Genomic DNA, 13,868 nt, shown 5'->3' on the forward strand with positions numbered 1-13,868 from the left:
TGCTGCGTCAGGCCTCGTTCGACCCGAACGTGCTGGCGATTAAGATCAACATTTATCGCGTAGCGAAAAACTCGCGCATCATGGATGCGATGATTCACGCTGCTTATAACGGCAAGAAAGTCACGGTGGTGGTGGAATTGCAGGCGCGCTTCGATGAAGAGGCCAACATCCGCTGGGCGAAACGCCTGACCGAAGCGGGCGTGCATGTGATCTTCTCCGCGCCAGGTCTGAAAATTCACGCCAAGTTGTTCCTGATTTCGCGCCGTGAAGGTGAAGAAATAGTGCGTTATGCGCATATCGGTACCGGGAACTTCAACGAAAAAACCGCGCGCATTTATACTGACTATTCATTGCTGACCGCCGATGCGCGCATCACCAATGAAGTGCGCCGCGTGTTCAACTTCATTGAGAATCCGTATCGCCCGGTAACCTTCGAGCATCTGCTGGTTTCACCGCAGAATTCGCGCGACATGCTGTATAAGTTTATTGATGCCGAGATCGCCAACGCGCAGCAATGCAATCCTGCTAGCATTACATTGAAGATCAACAACCTGGTGGATAATGGTTTAGTTGATCGGCTGTATGCCGCCTCGTCGGCAGGCGTGAAAGTGAATCTGCTGGTACGCGGCATGTGTTCGCTGATCCCCGATTTACCGGGCATCAGTGAAAATATTCGCATTACCAGCATCGTTGACCGCTATCTCGAGCACGACCGCGTCTATATTTTTGAGAACGGCGGCGAGAAAAAGGTGTTCCTCTCTTCCGCGGACTGGATGACGCGTAACATTGATCACCGCATTGAAGTTGCCGTGGCGATTCTTGATCCACGCGTGAAGCAACGCATTCTGGACATTATCACCATTCTGTTTAGTGATACGGTGAAAGCCCGCATCGTCGATAAAGAGCTGAGTAATCGTTATGTGCCGCGCGGCAACCGTAAAAAGGTGCGTTCGCAGCTGGCCATTTACGACTACATCAAGAAACTGGAACAACCCGAATAACGCCTATGCCAATCTCACATAAAAGTACGCCGAAACCTCAAGAATTCGCGGCAATCGACCTCGGCTCGAACAGCTTCCATATGGTCATTGCCCGCGTGGTGGATGGCGCTTTGCAAGTGCTGGGACGCCTGAAACAGCGCGTGCATCTAGCCGATGGGCTGGATGCGCACAATCGCCTGAGCGAAGAAGCGATTGAGCGCGGGCTGAGCTGTCTGGCGTTGTTCGCCGAACGTTTGCAGGGCTTTAGTGCCGCCAACGTGACGATCGTCGGTACGCATACGCTACGTATCGCCAGCAATGCCGAAGAGTTTCTGCAGCGCGCGGCTGAAGTGATTCCCTATCCAATCGAAGTGATTTCCGGCAACGAAGAAGCGCGTCTGATCTTCATGGGCGTAGAACACACGCAGCCGGAAAAAGGTCGCAAGCTGGTGATTGATATCGGCGGCGGTTCAACTGAACTGGTGATTGGTGAAGATTTTGAGCCGCAGCTGGTAGAGAGCCGCCGCATGGGCTGCGTCAGCTTCGCCAATCTGTTCTTCCCGAAAGGGGAAATCACGCCAGAAAACTTCCGCCGTGCGCGCCTCTCCGCTGCGCAAAAGCTGGAAACCATGGCGTGGCAATATCGTCTGCACGGCTGGCAATATGCGCTGGGCGCTTCGGGCTCCATTAAAGCAGCCTGCGAAGTGCTGCTGGCGATGGGCGAAAAAGAGAAGCTGATTACGCCAGAAACGCTGGAGTTGCTGACCACCGAAGTGCTGAAGCATAAGTCGTTCAACGCGCTGAGCCTGCCGGGCTTGTCGGAAGAGCGTAAAGCGGTGTTTGTGCCGGGCTTAGCGATTTTGTGTGGCGTGTTTGATGCGTTAGCGATTCGCGAACTGCGTCTTTCTGACGGCGCTCTGCGTGAAGGCGTGTTGTATGAGATGGAAGGCCGTTTCCGCCATCAGGATATTCGCAGCCGCACCGCGCAAAGTCTGGCCAATCACTACGCGATTGATAGCGATCAGGCGCGCCGGGTGCTGGAAACCACCGAGAAGCTCTATTTGCAGTGGCAGGAGCAGAATCCAAAGCAAGCCAATCCACAACTGTCGGCGCTGCTAAAGTGGGCCGCGCTGCTGCATGAAGTGGGATTGACCATCAATCACAGCGGCATGCAGCGCCATTCGGCCTACATCCTGCAAAACTCCAACATGCCGGGCTTTAATCAGGATCAACAGATGCTGTTGGCGACGCTGGTACGTTATCACCGCAAAGCGGTGAAGCAGGATGAGATGCCACGTTTCACCTTGTTTAAAAAGAAACAGTTTCTGCCGATGGTATTCCTGCTGCGTCTCGGCACGCTGCTGAATAATCAGCGCCAGGCGACCACCAAACCGGATTCGCTCAAGCTCAGCACCGATGACGGCCACTGGACGCTGACCTTCCCTGCCGGCTTTCTGAGCCAGAATACGCTGGTACAGCTGGATCTGGAGCGCGAGCAAGCTTACTGGAATGATGTCACCGGCTGGAAACTGATGCTGGAAGAAGAGGAGTAAAGCGGGCAGCTGGCCCGCAATCTGGTTATGACTACACGCCCCGATAACTATTACGCTGAAAAATACGGTCTCACGCCGACCCATTCTGAAGTGCTGGCGGCCCTGCCTCATCTTGAGGTGGGGAAAGCGCTGGATTTGGGCTGCGGCCAGGGCCGCAATAGCCTGTTTCTCAGTCAGCACGGCTTTGAGGTGACGGCCTGGGACAGCAATCCTGCCAGTCTAGAACGCCTGAACAGCATCATCGCGGAAGAGGATCTGCAGAACATTCACACCGAGCTGTGCGATCTCAATAGCGTGCGGTTCAACGGCGCCTATCAGTTTGTGATGTCGACCGTGGTGATGATGTTCCTGCAACCGGCAACTATTCCGCAGTTGATTGCCGATATGCAGGCCAGCACGCGTAAATATGGCTACAACCTGATTGTGGCGGCGATGGATACCGATGATTATCCCAATACGCAAAATTTCCCGTTTGCGTTTAAATCCGGTGAGCTCAGCCACTACTACCGCAACTGGCACATCGTGAAGTACAACGAAGATGTCGGTGAACTGCATCGTCGTGATGAAAACGGTAACCGTATTAAAATCCGTTTCGCCACGCTGCTGGCGCAGAAAGCCAGCTACTAAGCCAACGGCCGCCTTGTGCGGCCGTTACTTTGTCTGATGTCGATCAATCCACCACGCCTTTATTGCTCGTTTTTCACACAGCGATTGCTTTAGCGATTTAAGTGTGACTAAATATTGCCTCCGCCCAACCGGGCAATTACAGGAACCACCCCGCGTGAACAGCGCTATCTCTGCACGAAGACGTCCCAAAACCGGCACCATGACCCGCGTTGTTTTACTGGTCAGCTTCTTAATTTTGTTTGGCCGCCTGCTTTTCATCATTCCCGGTGCCATCGAGCATCATCAGCAAAAGAAAGCCATCCCTGAACCGGTCACGCTGAGCACCAGTGATTCGCGCTAACTACTTTGCGGGTCGCCTGTCGCTGCTAAACATTGTCCTTTGAGACAATGCTGCTTTTTACGTCCTGTTACCCGCAACGCGCTACACTGTGAGCTGACTTTACAGACACAAGGAACGCGTTATGTCTGCTTCGCATTCACAAAAATTAGCTGAAACCCGCCATCACATCCTGAACCTGCTGCTTAACGAGCATGATCTGGTTGATGTTCTGCTGGATAAATCCGTCGATCTTAATGCGGGTGAACTGCGTGATATCACCGACTGGCGTCATGAATTAGAGCGTGAGCTGCAGCAATTACACGCCGCGGATTTAGCCGACATCCTCGAAGCCTTGCCGGAAGAAGAGCGTCAGGCGCTGTGGCGTTTAGTGCCGACGACGCAGCGCGGTCACGTGCTGGTTGAGGCTTCAGAAACCGTTTGGGCCAGCCTGACGGAAGAAATGTCTGATCGCGATATTCTGCACGCTATCGAGCCGCTGGATATCGACGATCAGGTATATCTGGCGCGCTACTTGCCGCGTGATTTAACCGGACGTTTGCTCACTACTCTCGAGCCAAGCCTGCGCGCGCGGTTAATGAGCGTGATCGAGCTGGATCGCGACCGCGTCGGGCAGATCATGGATTTCAATATCCTGACGGTGCGCTCTGACGTAACCTTAGCCACGGTGCAGCGCTATCTGCGTAAAGGCAAAAAAATGCCTGACGGCACCGATAAGATCTTTATCACTGACGAACAGAACCAGCTGCAGGGCGAGCTAACGCTCACGGATATTCTGCTAAACAAACCGAAGATGCTGGTCGCCGAAGTGATGAATCCGCATCCCACTACGTTTCAGCTCAACGATAAAGCGGAAGACGCCGCCAGTGCGTTCGAACGTTATAACCTGATCTCCGCTGCGGTAACTGATGCACAAGGCAAGCTGATTGGCCGTATCACCATTGAAGATGTGGTCGATTTGGTGAACGAAGAGAACGAAAGCAACATCCGTAAAATGGGTGGTATCAGCCAGGGCGAAGACGTGTTTGCGCCGGTGCGTAAAGCGGTGGGCAAACGCTGGGCCTGGCTGGCGGTTAACCTGTGTACCGCGTTTGTCGCTTCACGCGTGATTGGCCTGTTTGAAGCCACCATATCGCAACTGGTTGCGCTGGCGGCGCTGATGCCAATCGTTGCGGGCATCGGCGGCAATACCGGCAATCAAACCATCACCATGATTGTGCGCGCATTGGCGCTGCATCAGGTTGAACCGGGTAACTTCTCGTTCCTGATCATGCGTGAACTCGGCGTGGCATTGATTAACGGTCTGTTCTGGGGCGGCATTATGGGCGGCATCACTTGGCTAATGTACGACAATCTACAACTCGGCGGCGTGATGATGCTGGCGATGGTGCTGAACCTGCTGCTGGCCGCGCTGATGGGCGTGCTGATTCCGTTAATCATGACTAAGATGAAACGCGATCCCGCCGTTGGCTCCAGCGTGCTGATCACCGCCATCACCGATACCGGCGGATTCTTTATCTTCCTCGGTCTGGCGACGGTATTTTTGCTGCATCATTAAGGCTTTAAACAGTGTGCGTAACGTTGCAGCATCTGCTGTAAATTGAGTTGCAACGTTGCGCGCGCCAGTTTACTCAATGCTGGATTGACCCGCGTTGAACCACGCTGATTTAACCACTCCAATACATCGATTAAATGCCATAACGCTGTTTTTCCATCATGAATCGGACGCGGAAACTGCGGGCTGTGGCTCAGCATTAGCTTGCGCATATTCTGCCGCGAAACACCTATCAACTCTGCAATATCAGTCAGCCCGACTAAATCCGGTGCGGCTTCAATCAGTTCAGCATCTGGCAATGCCTGAAAAACATCATCTAACGCGCTGCGTACCGCGTCCTGTGCAGTGCTGGCTTCCCGGCTGAACGTCATGCTTAATTTTCCCGCTACACCCGCGCCAATTAACGCATCAGTGCAACGTTGCGAACCGAGACGCTCAAGCGCTTCATCGGTGTCGATCTCATCATTGAGCTGAAAACGCAGCGTAAACTCAAATTCCATGTTTTCCTCATGTGCCAATCAAAAATACAGGCAAAATTATGTTCAAATACGCCAAGGTGTCAACTGACAACCACAAAGCATCTCAGCACAAAATCAAGCGCACAGCACCTGAAGTGCATATAGACTCTATTGTTATCACTGACCTGACGGAGAATAAGCATGTTTAACGTGGATGATTTTGTGCAGTCTAAGACCGGTGGCCCAAAGATGCAGGTGCTGCGCGTGGAAGGCGATATGCTGTGGTGCGCTCGCGTTGACGATCACATCAAGCGTGAAATTGAAGTCAGAGCCGATACCGTAAATCTGTATCACGAAGACGGCGATTTTGGCGTCTGTTAAAAACGTAATGCTTGTCAGTTAAGCGTGAATCGGTCGCCATGAATGGCGACCCTACATTTATTTGGCAGGATTTTGTAGGGTGCGCATTCATGCGCACCTGCATATATAGGCAATTTTTTATGGATTGTCGCGCTGCACATTATTCTGCCCGATGCCGCCGATAAACGGCAGGCGCAGCCTGAATGGTGTGAAATCCAGCCCCATGTTTAATCCCAGCAAGTTCACTTCCAGCCCCTCTTCCGCGCCAACCGTTACGCCCAGCACACCCAGCAGGGAAAGCTGTACGCCACGACCTGACGGCGGTAAACCGACCGGATTAAGCAGCGAGCGATAATCTTTGCCGAGCGCGTTAGCCGGTAGATCCAACTTCAACGCCGGTACTTCACGACCAATGTGCGCCATAAAAGTATTGCTGTTGGGTCCCGGCCAGGCGTGATAGGTGGTTGGCCACGGATAGGATTTAATTGCCGCTTCGATCTGCGGAATCATCGCTTCTGCACTACTGCCGCGATGATCAACCAACAGACGCGGCTTCGCGCCATACCAGTAACCATCAGGAAGATTGCTATTCCGCCGCACCTTATCGCCGCTGCCCCAGCTAATCACTTCATAGCGGTTGTAGCGGGTTTCACCGGCGCGTTTAAAGATAATCCACGGATGTACCGCCACGGCGCCCTTCCAGCCATAGGTTGGCGCAGCATAAACCTGCACGATGGCTTCAGCAGCATAACGCTGTGGATCCGGTGCGATGCCGGCCGAATCACGCCTTGCGGACGCCCAGCCACCGCGTTCAGAGGTAAGCTCACCGCTACGCGTTGCCTGCGCCAGACTCGCGCCTAATGAAAGCAAGATGATGCAAAGAAAAGAGATCAGTACGGCTTTGAAAGGCAACATCGACGGCATCCTGATGAGTAAAAATCACTCGCTATCTTGCAACGAAACGGTTGGCTTTGTATTCACGAACTATGCGATTCACTTAGCCGTTTTACCTGCCATCAAAACGTTTGAAAGAAAAAGCCCGCAATTAAGCGGGCTTCGTTTTTACGCAGTAATCAGTGGAGGATTTATTCCCACTCGATCGTCGCAGGTGGTTTACCTGAAATATCATAAACCACGCGGGAGATGCCGTTCACTTCGTTGATGATGCGGTTAGAGACGCGGCCAAGGAAATCGTATGGCAGGTGCGCCCAGTGCGCGGTCATGAAGTCGATGGTTTCCACCGCACGCAGTGAAACTACCCAATCATATTTACGACCATCGCCCATCACGCCAACAGAACGCACTGGCAGGAACACGGTGAACGCCTGGCTGACTTTGTTGTACAGGTCAGCTTTATGCAGCTCTTCAATGAAGATGGCGTCTGCACGACGCAGCAGGTCGCAGTACTCTTTCTTCACTTCGCCCAGCACGCGCACGCCCAAACCTGGACCTGGGAACGGGTGACGATACAGCATGTCGTACGGCAGGCCGAGTTCCAGACCGATTTTACGTACTTCGTCTTTGAACAGCTCTTTCAGCGGCTCAACCAGGCCCATCTTCATCTCTTTCGGCAAACCGCCCACGTTGTGGTGCGATTTGATCACGTGCGCTTTACCGGTGGCCGAAGCCGCAGATTCGATCACGTCAGGATAGATGGTGCCCTGCGCCAGCCACTTCACGTCTTCCAGACGCAGTGCCTGCTCGTCGAATACTTCAACGAATACGCGGCCGATGATTTTACGTTTAGCTTCAGGATCGTTCTCGCCCGCCAGCGCATCAAGGAAGCGCGCTTCTGCCGCCACGTGCACGATGTTCAGGCCGAAGTGGTCACCAAACATGTCGAGCACCTGCTCAGCTTCGTTCAGACGCAGCAAACCGTTGTCGACGAACACGCAGGTCAGACGCTCGCCGATGGCGCGGTGCAGCAGCATCGCGGTCACAGATGAGTCTACGCCGCCAGACAGGCCGAGGATAACTTTGTCTTCGCCAACCTGCTGACGAATACGCTCAACCGCATCTTCGATGATTTTTGCTGGCGTCCACAGCGCTTCGCAGCCGCAGATGTCACGAATGAAACGCTCAAGCATGCGCAGGCCCTGACGCGTGTGCGTCACTTCCGGGTGGAACTGCACGCCGTAGAATTTCTTCTCTTCGTTCGCCATGATGGCGAACGGGCAGGTTTCGGTGCTGGCAACGGTTTCGAAACCTGCTGGGATGGCGGTGACTTTGTCGCCGTGGCTCATCCACACATCCAGCAGCGGTTTACCTGCTGCGCTAATCGCATCTTCGATGTCACGCACCAGCGCGCTCTGGGTCAGCACTTCAACCTGCGCATAACCAAATTCACGCTCGTTAGAGCCTTCTACCTTGCCGCCCAGTTGCATCGCCATGGTCTGCATGCCGTAGCAAACGCCCAACACAGGCACGCCGGCGTTAAACACGTATTCCGGTGCACGCGGGCTGTTCAGCTCGGTGGTGCTCTCCGGACCGCCAGAGAGAATGATGCCGTTCGGGTTGAACTGGCGAATTTGCTCTTCGGTGACATCCCACGCCCAGAGCTCGCAGTAAACACCCAGTTCGCGCACGCGGCGCGCAACCAGCTGCGTATACTGAGAACCAAAATCGAGGATCAAAATACGATGTTTATGAATATTTTCAGTCGTCATTGAGGCGTTTCCATTGGGATGGACTTAATAATAAAAGCGCCCGGCGGGTGCCGGGCGCTAAATTTTACGGGATTATGAACCCATGCGGTAGTTTGGTGACTCTTTGGTGATGGTCACGTCATGCACGTGGCTTTCGTTGATGCCCGCGCCGCTGATGCGCACGAACTCCGCTTTGGTACGCAGATCGTCGATGGTTGGGCAACCGGTCAGGCCCATGCAAGAGCGCAAGCCGCCCATCTGCTGGTGCACGATCTCTTTCAGGCGTCCTTTATAGGCAACGCGACCTTCGATACCTTCCGGTACCAGTTTGTCCGCAGCGTTATCGCTCTGGAAGTAACGGTCTGAAGAACCTTTAGACATCGCGCCCAGTGAACCCATACCGCGATAAGACTTGAACGAACGGCCCTGATACAGCTCGATTTCGCCAGGAGACTCTTCGGTACCGGCCAGCATTGAGCCAACCATAACGGCCGCTGCGCCTGCTGCAATCGCTTTTGCGATGTCGCCAGAGAAGCGGATACCGCCATCAGCGATAACCGGAATGCCGGTGCCTTCCAGCGCGGCAACTGCATCAGAGACGGCGGTGATCTGTGGAACGCCAACGCCGGTAACGATACGCGTGGTACAGATTGAGCCAGGGCCGATACCCACTTTCACCGCGCTCACGCCAGCCTGTGCCAGCGCCAGTGCGCCTGCGCCAGTAGCAACGTTGCCGCCGATGATTTCCAGGTTCGGGTATTTTGCACGAGTTTCACGAATACGCTGCAGCACACCTTCTGAGTGACCGTGTGACGAGTCAATCAGCAGCACGTCAACACCGGCAGCCACCAGCGCATCGACGCGCTCTTCGTTGCCTGCGCCAGCACCTACCGCCGCGCCTACGCGCAGACGGCCTTCCGCATCTTTACAGGCGTTAGGTTTACGTTCGGCTTTCTGGAAATCTTTAACGGTGATCATGCCCAGCAGGTGGAAGCTGTCATCAACAACCAGCGCTTTCTCAACACGTTTTTCATGCATTTTGTGCAGCACAACTTCGCGTGCTTCACCCTCTTTCACCGTTACCAGGCGCTCTTTCGGCGTCATAACCGCAGAAACCGGCAAGGTCAGGTCGGTAACAAAACGCACGTCACGGCCAGTGATGATGCCCACCAGCTCGTTCTCGGTGTTCACCACCGGGTAACCGGCGAAGCCGTTACGCTCGGTCAGCTCTTTCACCGCCGCCAGCGCGGTAGTTGGCAGCACGGTTTGCGGATCGGTAACTACGCCGCTTTCGTGTTTTTTCACCTTACGAACTTCGTCCGCCTGGCGCTCAATTGACATGTTTTTGTGAATAAAGCCCAAACCACCTTCCTGCGCCAGCGCAATGGCCAGACCGGCTTCGGTCACGGTGTCCATTGCAGCAGAGAGCATTGGGATATTCAGACGGATGTTTTTCGTCAGTTGAGTGCTGAGATCAGCGGTGTTCGGTAAGACAGTGGAGTGAGCGGGAACGAGCAGAACGTCGTCAAATGTGAGGGCTTCTTTAGCGATTCTTAACATTGCAATATCTCCACCTGGGGGCGATTAAAACAGATAAAATATTGCCGCGGCATTATACAGGCCGAAACCGATTGCCTCCAGTGTTTTTTCAGAAAAAGTCTTGATCCTCAGGGCAAGCAATGTAGTATCAGTTGATTAACCCTCTGATTTAAAATTTGATCTACATCACATGTCGCTACCGCCAACCGCCAATATTTTTACTGTCAGCCGCCTGAACACCACGGTGCGCCAACTGCTGGAAAATGAGATGGGCCTGGTGTGGCTCAGTGCTGAAATTTCAAATTTCACTCAGCCCTCTTCCGGTCATTGGTACTTCACGTTGAAGGATGATGGCGCACAAGTGCGCTGCGCGATGTTCCGCAATAGTAATAGGCGCGTCACCTTCCGTCCTCAGCATGGCCAGCAAGTTTTAGTGCGTGCCAGCATCACGCTGTATGAGCCGCGCGGCGATTATCAGCTGATTATCGAAAGCATGCATCCCGCCGGTGAAGGCTTGCTGCAGCAGCAATTTGAACAACTGAAAGCGCGCTTGGCTGCAGAAGGCTTATTCGATCAACAGTTCAAGCAGCCGCTGCCGGATCCGGCGCGTCAGGTCGGCGTGATTACCTCCGCTACCGGTGCGGCGTTGCACGACGTGCTGCGCGTACTGCATCGACGCGATCCCTCCTTGCCGGTGATTATTTATCCCACGGCGGTGCAAGGCGTGGATGCTCCAGCCAGCATTGTGCGTGCCATTGAGCTGGCCAACCAGCGCGATGAGTGTGACGTGCTGATTGTGGGTCGTGGCGGCGGTTCGCTGGAGGATTTGTGGAGTTTCAATGACGAGCGTGTAGCGCGGGCGATTTTTGCCAGCCGCCTGCCGATCGTCAGCGCCGTTGGACATGAAACCGATGTCACCATCGCAGACTTCGTTGCGGATTTACGCGCGCCAACGCCTTCTGCTGCGGCAGAACTGGTGAGCCGTAATCAGCTGGAACTGTTGCGCCGTTTGCAGTCGCAGCAGCAGCGCATGGAGATGGCGATGGATTTCTATCTGGCACAGCAGCAGCGTCGCTTCACGCGCATCCAGCACCGTTTACAGCAGCAGCATCCGCAGCTGCGTCTGGCACGTCAGCAGACCGCGCTATTCCAGCTGCAGCGCCGTCTCGGTGAAGCGATGGACCAGCGCCTGCGGGTGGCCAACCGTCAGCAGGATCGCCTGCTGCAACGCCTCAATGCCCAGCAGCCGCAGGGACGTATTCTGCGCGCTCAGCAGCAGCTCCAGCAGTGGCACTATCGCTTACAGCAGGGCATGGAAAAGCAACTCAATCACAATCGTCAGCGCTTTGGCACGCTGGCAGCACAGCTGGAAGGCGTGAGCCCACTGGCGACGCTGGCGCGTGGCTTCAGCGTCACTACCGACACTCAAGGTCAGGTGGTAAAGAAAACCCAGCAGCTCAGCAAAGGCGACTTGCTGCGCACCCGGCTGGACGATGGCTGGGTGGAAAGCCAGGTTACCGCACTCGAACCGCAGAAATCCCGGAGCCGCAAAGCGCGTTCATAGCGGGAAAACTATACTTCTGGCATGTACCTCAATGGCCAGGAGTTTTTTATGTCTTACAGCGTTATTCCTCCCTACATTCTGCGCAATATCATTGATAACTGCTCCGGCGCGCAACAGGACTACGCGCGCCGCACCCTCACCCACGTCCAGCACTTAATGGGCGAACACAATGCTAAACCGGCAAGCACCGCCACCGCGCAGCCTGGCACGGTGCTACGAGCTATTTACGACGCCGAAGGAACACAAAATCTGCCCGGCACTTTAGTGCGCGACGAAGGCCAGCCGGGCAATGGCGATGTCGCAGCCGAAGAGGCGTGGAACTATCTCGGCATTACCTACGATTTCTTTTGGCAAACCTACCAACGCAACTCGCTGGACAACAAAGGTCTCAAGCTCGATGGCACCGTGCATTACGGCAAGGAGTATCAAAACGCCTTCTGGAACGGACAGCAGATGGTGTTTGGTGACGGCGACGGCGAGATTTTCAATCGCTTCACCATCGCGCTGGATGTTGTGGCGCACGAGCTGACGCACGGCGTGACGGAAACCGAAGCGGGATTGATCTATTTTCAGCAGGCAGGTGCGCTGAACGAATCGATGTCTGACGTGTTTGGCTCGCTGGTGAAGCAATTCCACCTCAAGCAGAGCGCCGATCAGGCCGACTGGATCATCGGCGAAGGTTTGCTGGCTAAGGGCATCAATGGGCGCGGATTACGATCAATGTCAGCACCGGGCACCGCCTACGATGATCCGGTGCTGGGCAAAGATCCGCAACCCGCCGATATGGCTCACTACATCGAAACGCGTGACGACAACGGCGGCGTGCATCTCAACTCTGGCATTCCCAATCGCGCCTTCTATCTCGCCGCTAAAGCGCTGGGCGGCTTCGCGTGGGAGCAGGCGGGTCAAGCTTGGTACGACACGCTGTGCGACAAAACGCTGCCGCAGGATGCCGATTTCCGCACCTTTGCACGCTTTACCGTGCAGCACGCGAAACAGCGCTTCAACAACTCAGTGGCGGAGAAGATCCAATCCGCCTGGCAGCAGGTGGGCGTAACATGGACATCCAACTGACCGATGACGCAATCATCGAGCTGGCGCGCGAAGGCGGTATCGCTTTTATTCCCAAACTGCGCGGCGAACGGCGCTTTGCGCTGGCGGAACTGCCGGAACCGCAAAAGCAGCGCGTCTGCGAGGTACTGGAACAGGCGATGCCGCTGGGCGAACCGGAAGATCAGGCGGCGAATATGGGTCGCGGCGATCAGCGCTATTACCGCATTCAAATCACCTATGCGACACACCGTGAGGCGGCAAGCTTAGTGATTTTAATTCCCGAACAACTGGCACCACCCGAACTGCAATCGCTGTGGCGAGACGGCGAATAGGTTATCAGAGATCTCTCAAGGCAGAGCGTAACTGATTGACTATACTCATTATGTGGCTAGCTAGTCCACGTCGAAGAAAACACCCTTAGATGAGGTCTCTGCTATGACACAAAAAAAGCAACGAGGTGGTGCCGGGAACTTTGCAGAGGACCCGGAGCGCGCCAGGGAAGCAGGTAGCGCTGGCGGCAAAGTCAGCGGGGGTAATTTCAGAAACGATCCTGAAAGAGCCAGGGAAGCTGGAAGAAAAGGAGGTCAAAAAAGCCGCCGCCCTTCAAAGCCGCAGTAATTAAGGTGCCTTAAAGGAAGTGTTGTGCCACGGATGGTTAAAAAAAAGGCCGACATCATGATGTCGGCCTTTCTCATATTGAGAACTTACTTGCTGTCTGGCAGCGCGTAAGCAATCACGTAATCACCACGGTCTGGCGACTGACGTGCGCCGCCTGCGGAGATCAGGATGTACTGTTTGCCGGTTTTCGGTGAAACGTAGCTGATTGGACCGCCCTGGCTGCCGACTGGCAGACGTGCTTTCCACACTTCTTTACCGGTTGAGCTATCGAAAGCGCGCAGATAGTAATCCTGCGTACCCGCGATGAACACCAGGCCACCCTGCGTTGCCAGCGTGCCGCCTAAGGTCGGCATACCAATTGGCATTTTCGCGCGCATTTTGATACCAAACGGACCGGTATCTTCTACCGTACCAACCGGCACCTGCCACACGATCTGACGGGTTTTCATGTCAATCGCTGACAGCGTACCGAACGGCGGAGCCTGGCACGGAATGCCCAGCGGCGACATGAAGCGGTTTTTGTTCACCGCGTACGGTGTGCCTTTCAGCGGAACCGCACCCATACCGGTGTTGATGGCT

General features: G+C 54.8%; 15 protein-coding genes. 10 read left to right on the forward strand and 5 right to left on the reverse strand.

Annotated elements, in window-relative coordinates:
- The 5 genes from ppk1 to mgtE form a co-directional block, all read left to right on the forward strand.
- A partial coding sequence (ppk1, locus tag RTY00_RS08335) for a polyphosphate kinase 1 (RefSeq protein WP_312664102.1) occupies positions 1-1,001 on the forward strand: 1,001 nt, incomplete at its 5' end.
- A gap of 5 nt (positions 1,002-1,006) precedes the next feature.
- Positions 1,007-2,533 carry an exopolyphosphatase gene (ppx, locus tag RTY00_RS08340; protein ID WP_008108324.1) on the forward strand — a complete coding sequence of 509 codons (1,527 nt, stop codon included), beginning with the start codon at positions 1,007-1,009 and terminating at the stop codon, positions 2,531-2,533.
- A 21-nt stretch (positions 2,534-2,554) separates the two neighbouring features.
- Positions 2,555-3,160 (forward strand): tellurite resistance methyltransferase TehB, encoded by a 606-nt coding sequence (gene tehB, locus RTY00_RS08345; protein ID WP_409519125.1) that lies wholly within the window; start codon positions 2,555-2,557, stop codon positions 3,158-3,160.
- Between the two features lie 154 nt (positions 3,161-3,314).
- On the forward strand, positions 3,315-3,500 hold the full coding sequence (locus RTY00_RS08350) for a YfgG family protein (RefSeq protein WP_008108322.1): 186 nt from the start codon (positions 3,315-3,317) through the stop codon (positions 3,498-3,500).
- A 121-nt stretch (positions 3,501-3,621) separates the two neighbouring features.
- A complete protein-coding gene (mgtE, locus tag RTY00_RS08355) occupies positions 3,622-5,055 on the forward strand; it encodes a magnesium transporter (RefSeq protein ID WP_312664104.1) in 1,434 nt (477 codons plus the stop codon).
- Here mgtE and RTY00_RS08360 read toward each other — a convergent pair.
- Complete coding sequence (locus tag RTY00_RS08360) at positions 5,052-5,552, reverse strand: DNA-binding protein (protein WP_312664105.1); 501 nt, start codon at positions 5,550-5,552, stop codon at positions 5,052-5,054. The two genes, mgtE and RTY00_RS08360, sit on opposite strands and share 4 nt — an antisense overlap.
- A gap of 159 nt (positions 5,553-5,711) precedes the next feature.
- Here RTY00_RS08360 and RTY00_RS08365 point away from each other — a divergent pair, with 159 nt between their 5' ends.
- Complete coding sequence (locus RTY00_RS08365) at positions 5,712-5,891, forward strand: hypothetical protein (protein WP_008108319.1); 180 nt, start codon at positions 5,712-5,714, stop codon at positions 5,889-5,891.
- 117 nt (positions 5,892-6,008) lie between these two features.
- On the opposite strand, the gene RTY00_RS08370 is transcribed toward RTY00_RS08365, so the two are convergent.
- From RTY00_RS08370 to guaB, 3 genes are all read right to left on the reverse strand, one after another.
- A complete protein-coding gene (locus tag RTY00_RS08370; protein WP_008108318.1) occupies positions 6,009-6,785 on the reverse strand; it encodes a DUF3750 domain-containing protein in 777 nt (258 codons plus the stop codon).
- 170 nt (positions 6,786-6,955) lie between these two features.
- Positions 6,956-8,536, reverse strand: coding sequence for a glutamine-hydrolyzing GMP synthase (gene guaA, locus RTY00_RS08375; protein WP_008108317.1), 1,581 nt, complete (start codon positions 8,534-8,536; stop codon positions 6,956-6,958).
- Positions 8,537-8,608: 72 nt separating this feature from the next.
- Complete coding sequence (gene guaB / locus RTY00_RS08380; RefSeq protein WP_008108316.1) at positions 8,609-10,075, reverse strand: IMP dehydrogenase; 1,467 nt, start codon at positions 10,073-10,075, stop codon at positions 8,609-8,611.
- A gap of 169 nt (positions 10,076-10,244) precedes the next feature.
- Between guaB and xseA the strand changes: the two genes are divergently transcribed.
- The 4 genes from xseA to RTY00_RS08400 all read left to right on the forward strand — a co-directional run bounded on the left by xseA (position 10,245) and on the right by RTY00_RS08400 (position 13,289).
- Positions 10,245-11,618, forward strand: a complete 1,374-nt coding sequence (gene xseA / locus RTY00_RS08385) for an exodeoxyribonuclease VII large subunit (RefSeq protein WP_179449887.1) — start codon at positions 10,245-10,247, stop codon at positions 11,616-11,618.
- A 48-nt stretch (positions 11,619-11,666) separates the two neighbouring features.
- On the forward strand, positions 11,667-12,692 hold the full coding sequence (locus RTY00_RS08390; protein WP_312664106.1) for a M4 family metallopeptidase: 1,026 nt from the start codon (positions 11,667-11,669) through the stop codon (positions 12,690-12,692).
- Entirely contained in the window at positions 12,677-13,003 is a 327-nt protein-coding gene (locus RTY00_RS08395; RefSeq protein ID WP_312664107.1) for a protealysin inhibitor emfourin, read from the forward strand. The genes RTY00_RS08390 and RTY00_RS08395 overlap by 16 nt, the downstream gene beginning before the upstream one ends.
- A 103-nt stretch (positions 13,004-13,106) precedes the next feature.
- Positions 13,107-13,289, forward strand: a complete 183-nt coding sequence (locus tag RTY00_RS08400; protein WP_312664108.1) for a general stress protein — start codon at positions 13,107-13,109, stop codon at positions 13,287-13,289.
- 86 nt (positions 13,290-13,375) lie between these two features.
- Here RTY00_RS08400 and RTY00_RS08405 read toward each other — a convergent pair.
- The coding region (locus tag RTY00_RS08405; RefSeq protein ID WP_312664109.1) for a PQQ-binding-like beta-propeller repeat protein at positions 13,376-13,868 on the reverse strand (493 nt) is incomplete at its 5' end.

Source organism: Pantoea sp. CTOTU49201 (genome assembly GCF_032054795.1).
In the GTDB taxonomy this organism is placed as follows: domain Bacteria; phylum Pseudomonadota; class Gammaproteobacteria; order Enterobacterales; family Enterobacteriaceae; genus Pantoea; species Pantoea symbiotica.

Coding starts and splice junctions, on each gene's coding strand:
- RTY00_RS08390 (WP_312664106.1), top strand. CDS start 11,667: ATGTCTTACAGCGTTATTCCTCCCTACATTCTGCGCAATATCATTGAT.
- mgtE (WP_312664104.1), top strand. CDS start 3,622: ATGTCTGCTTCGCATTCACAAAAATTAGCTGAAACCCGCCATCACATC.
- xseA (WP_179449887.1), top strand. CDS start 10,245: ATGTCGCTACCGCCAACCGCCAATATTTTTACTGTCAGCCGCCTGAAC.
- RTY00_RS08365 (WP_008108319.1), top strand. CDS start 5,712: ATGTTTAACGTGGATGATTTTGTGCAGTCTAAGACCGGTGGCCCAAAG.
- RTY00_RS08370 (WP_008108318.1), bottom strand. CDS start 6,785: ATGTTGCCTTTCAAAGCCGTACTGATCTCTTTTCTTTGCATCATCTTG.
- RTY00_RS08360 (WP_312664105.1), bottom strand. CDS start 5,552: ATGGAATTTGAGTTTACGCTGCGTTTTCAGCTCAATGATGAGATCGAC.
- guaA (WP_008108317.1), bottom strand. CDS start 8,536: ATGACGACTGAAAATATTCATAAACATCGTATTTTGATCCTCGATTTT.
- guaB (WP_008108316.1), bottom strand. CDS start 10,075: ATGTTAAGAATCGCTAAAGAAGCCCTCACATTTGACGACGTTCTGCTC.
- RTY00_RS08400 (WP_312664108.1), top strand. CDS start 13,107: ATGACACAAAAAAAGCAACGAGGTGGTGCCGGGAACTTTGCAGAGGAC.
- RTY00_RS08395 (WP_312664107.1), top strand. CDS start 12,677: ATGGACATCCAACTGACCGATGACGCAATCATCGAGCTGGCGCGCGAA.
- ppx (WP_008108324.1), top strand. CDS start 1,007: ATGCCAATCTCACATAAAAGTACGCCGAAACCTCAAGAATTCGCGGCA.